Genomic DNA, 4,006 nt, shown 5'->3' with positions numbered 1-4,006 from the left:
CCGCAGGACCGGCCCGGCACCCGGCGAGGCGATGTCAGCGGCGGGACGACCAGCGGGCGTCCTGCGCCGACGAACGGATCCGGCTGAGCCGTGACTTCATCTCGCCGATGCCCCGGGACCCTTCCAGGGGTGCTTCGAGACCGGCCCAGGCGGCGCGCATCAGGGCCGTGTAGCGCTTCCCGGCCAGGACCGTCACCCGGGCGTCGGACACGGCCCGGGCCTGGACCTGGGCGCGGATGTCGTCCGCGGTGACCGATCCGGGATCGCCCAGCCTGACGTCGTACGGCTGGATCTCGGTGTCGAGATCGAGCAAACCGTGAAGGCCCGAAGCGACGTAGATTCTCCCTCCGGTGGTGATCAGCTCCTCGGCGGTCTGCCGGCACAGCCAGTGGAAGTCGCCGGTGTACATGACCCCGGCCCGTGCGGGATGGTCGAGCTTGCCCTTTCCGCACCCGATGATGACGATCCGGTAGGCGCCCGCGCCCTCGGCCCGGGCGCGCTCCCAACCCGCCGGGGTGAGGTAGCCGCCGTGGGCGTCGAGAGCCTCCCGGGTCGGCTCCTGGCCCTCCTGCCGGTTCAGCGGGTCGAGGCTGACGTAGCCGAGTTCGGCCAGCCTCACCGCCACGCGCAGGTTGACCGTCTTCGGCAGGCGGCCCCGCGGGTCCAGCGCGCCGGCGAGGAGGGCTTTGCGCTGCGGCCCGGTGAGCCGGGGCACCGCCGTGACCGGCTGGCCGGGGACGGCCCCGTTCACCAGCGTGGTGCGCAGGGCTCGTCCGGCCGCGGTGAGTGTCCGGGTGCCGTCGGGGTTGCGCACGACGAGCTTCGCGGCCACGAGCCGGTCGAGGGCCGCTCCGTGGCCGTCGACCCGGCCGTCGGCGCTGGCGAGGATGATCTTCTTGCCGGTGGGGCTGAGGTTGTGGTGGTCCATGAGGGTTCCTTGGTCGGTGGTGGTCATGCGCGGGGCCGGGGGAGGACGGTGGGCGCGAGCCGGACGCGGCTGCGGCCGGGCCCGATCGAGCGGGCGTAGCGGTGGCAGCCGCCGTGGTGGAGGGTGGTGGCGCCGATCTGGTCGAGCGCCCGGGGCAGCCAGGCCGCGCCGGCCTCGTCCGGTCGGCGCGGTTCGGCCCCGAGGGCGGCCAGGCGCCGCTCCGCCGCCGCTCGGCCGCCTTCGCCCCGCCGTATCTTGGAGGCGGTCCGGTCGTTGAGCACCGTGCCGTCGGGCAGGACCGTGAGGCGTCGCGGGCGAGTGCGTCCGAGGTAGTCGAAGCCCTGTCCGTGGCCGTAGACGTGTCCGATGTGCCCCGGGGAGACGAGAAGAGGGCCCGAGGCGGTGTGCCGCACCCGTGCGACGGGGTCAGCGTGTGCGACGATGCCCTCGATGCCCTGCGCGGCCGCGTGGGCCAGCGCCCTGGAGCAGGCCCAGGACTCCCCGTTCGACTCGACGGAGTCCAGCAGGACCATGCGGTTGAGTTCGAGGCTCTGCCGCACGGGGACCAGGTCGGGGAAGACACCGCTGAGGACCGCGGGGTTCATGGGCACGCCGAGGGCTATCACCCCGACCAGGCGGCCGCCGTCCGGATCGCCGGGCCGAGGACTCTGGTCGACACGCTGGAGACCGTAGGCGAAACGGACCACCGGCCAGCTGGCCGTGTAGTGGTGCTCGACGGTGAATCGTTTCGCCGGGGCCTCGGGAATGAGCCGCAGCCGGTGCAGAGACGGATCGAAGCCCCCGTCCCGCGTCCGCCTCCAGGTCGGAATCCGGCGCTCCCAGCGCTGGCACCACCCGTCGTACCCGGGCTCCAGCAGGGAGAGCTGCTCCGGCCCGCTCACGCCGCCCGCTCCACCAAGGGGACCGCACGGGGCTCCGCCCGGAGCCGGCGGCGGTGCTCGGCGAGGGTCAGCGGACGGGAGACCCCCTGGCGGCGTTCGCGCAGGATCGCGACGTCCTTGCCGAGGTACGCCCGCATCTCCTCCTCCTGGCGCTCGGCCTCGGCGTACCGGCCGGGCTCGTGTTCGAGGAGTTTCGCCCAGTGCTTCTGGCCCGCCCTCACGCACATCCCCGCGCAGTTGTTGTGCTCGGCCCAGGTGTAGAGGCGGGGCGGTTCGATGCCGATGTCGCGGACCCACTGGAGCATCTCGGCCTTGGTCAGGAAGGGCTCGCGGCACATCGGGAACCGCACCCGCCAGGGCGCCCAGCCGCGCACCGTTCCCGGGATGCGGCGGGTCTCGGTGGCGTCGAACCCCACGTAGAGGGTGGCTTCCGCGGGGTCCGCGTTGGCCTCCACCCACCGCCGGCACGGCCGCTGCTTGAGGTGCAGCGAGCACGGGGCGAGCCTGCTGTTGCCGAGGAACCGCACGTCCCGGAAGACCTCCCAGGGGGTTCGGCCGTCGGCCACCCGTACGGGCTCGACACCGAGGTGGTGCGCCGTCTCCTCGACGAACCGCCACAGATCCGCGTCTTCCGCGTGGCTGTCGGCTATCAGGAGCACCAGCCCGTCGGTGCCGTGCTCCTCGGCGACCCGCATGGCGGCCGCCCAGGACCCGATGCCGCCCGAGAACTGGACGATGTGCCGGGCCCCCGGGACCGGGCGGCCGAGGGCGGGCCCGGGCGCCCCGCCGGTGGGGGCCGGTCTGAGGGTGTTGTTCACGGCATGATTCCTTCCTGGTGCAAAAACGCGCGTTTTGGTTCTAGAGAGTGGAGGCGGGGAGGCAGAGCGCGGCGGGGGTCGGCCGGAAGTCGGTGTCGCGTTCGACCAGTTGCGGGCCCTGTTGCGAGCCGTCGCGTGCGCGCCGGCTCGCCGGGAAGACCACCGACTCCAGGTCGCCGAGGATGAAGTGGCCCCATTCGCCGTACGGGCCCCCGGCTCGCTGCCAGCCGAACGCCCGCCCGCTGATGGGGTCGAGCTCGGCGACGAACCAGTCGTACTGCTCCCGGGGGGTGGCGTAGTGGATGTGGAGGGTTCGGGCGGGATCAGGGACGTCGGCGGTGGCGCCGAGAGGGGGGATGCGGGCGAGGTCCTCGAAGGACGGATAGAAGTCGTACCCGCGGATCTCACGGTGAAGGTCGGGGAGGACTCCCCAGATGCCGGCGGGGAGGATGACTCGTCCTTCGACGATGCGGACGGGGTGTTCCATGGGCTGGGGCTCCTGCGGGACGGTGGGATTGGGGGTTCACGGTTGCCTCGCTCGGTCGTGGTGGTGACGGGCTGGTCGTGTCGGGCTCCGGGCCCGGGCGGCGGAGGGATCCGTGCCGCCCGGGAGCGATGCCCTGAAGGGGACCGGGGTCGCGGTTACGCCGCGGGGGCGAGGGCGAGGTGGCGGACGGGCTGAGGTCCGGCCGTGGTGAGGCCGGGCAGCTGCTCGATGGCGGGCAGTTCGGCCCACAGGGTGGTGCCGAGCCGGTAGGCGCCGGTCCATAGGCGGAGCTGGTCCTGGAAGGCCGGGCGGTCGCCGGTGGTGATGCTGAGGGGGCCGACCTGGACCCGGACTTCGCCCGCCCCGCTGAGGCTGACGGCAGGGGGCCGGGTGTCCACCTGGGGGCCGGGGACGGGGCCGTGGAACTGGACCTGGACGGAGGTCTCCGACTCGGTGGGCGGGGGCGCGCTGTGGGCGGCGGTACCGGGAGCGAACGTGTCGTGGGCCAGTTTCTCGGCGTCGAGCCAGCCGGTGAGGGCGGCGTAGAGGGCCTGGGGGTGCTTGATGCGGACACGGGCGGAGGGCATGGTGATGAGCAGGGAGTGCGCCATCTGCACGGCGTGGCCGGTGTGGCTGCCGACGAGGTAGATGGCGGTGGTCGTCCGGTGCCCGGAGGCGTGCGGTACGGGGGTTCGAGCCATAACGGCCGCTCCTTCGGAGGGGTTCATGGTGGCCGACCGAGGTTTGCCCTCCTCGGTGCGACATTTACTAATCTACCTGCTGTTCGGGGGGCGGGCAAACCCGGGGGGCGTCATAGCGCCCGCCCGGGGTGGTTTCTAGGGAGGGCGCCCCGGGCACACACTCGTCCCCC

General features: G+C 73.0%; 5 protein-coding genes. All 5 read right to left on the bottom strand.

The genetic code is table 11. From position 1 onward, the window contains the following. Positions 1-34: 34 nt before the first annotated feature. Complete coding sequence (locus ACFVIM_RS33655; RefSeq protein WP_384309747.1) at positions 35-928, bottom strand: DUF6884 domain-containing protein; 894 nt, start codon at positions 926-928, stop codon at positions 35-37. Positions 929-951: 23 nt separating this feature from the next. Beyond that, positions 952-1,830 (bottom strand): hypothetical protein, encoded by an 879-nt coding sequence (locus tag ACFVIM_RS33650; RefSeq protein WP_384309744.1) that lies wholly within the window; start codon positions 1,828-1,830, stop codon positions 952-954. Beyond that, positions 1,827-2,648, bottom strand: coding sequence for a hypothetical protein (locus ACFVIM_RS33645; RefSeq protein WP_384309741.1), 822 nt, complete (start codon positions 2,646-2,648; stop codon positions 1,827-1,829). The genes ACFVIM_RS33650 and ACFVIM_RS33645 overlap by 4 nt, the downstream gene beginning before the upstream one ends. A 40-nt stretch (positions 2,649-2,688) precedes the next feature. Further along, positions 2,689-3,135 carry a hypothetical protein gene (locus ACFVIM_RS33640; RefSeq protein ID WP_384309738.1) on the bottom strand — a complete coding sequence of 149 codons (447 nt, stop codon included), beginning with the start codon at positions 3,133-3,135 and terminating at the stop codon, positions 2,689-2,691. A gap of 155 nt (positions 3,136-3,290) precedes the next feature. Next, the gene (locus ACFVIM_RS33635) at positions 3,291-3,836 is read right to left on the bottom strand and encodes a hypothetical protein (protein WP_384309735.1); all 546 of its coding nucleotides are present in this window, start codon (positions 3,834-3,836) and stop codon (positions 3,291-3,293) included. Positions 3,837-4,006: the final 170 nt, after the last annotated feature.

Source organism: Streptomyces sp. NPDC057638 (genome assembly GCF_042800315.1).
In the GTDB taxonomy this organism is placed as follows: Bacteria; Actinomycetota; Actinomycetes; order Streptomycetales; family Streptomycetaceae; genus Streptomyces.
Note: the sequence above shows the minus strand (reverse complement) of the source record. Positions and strands in the feature narration are given on the sequence as shown.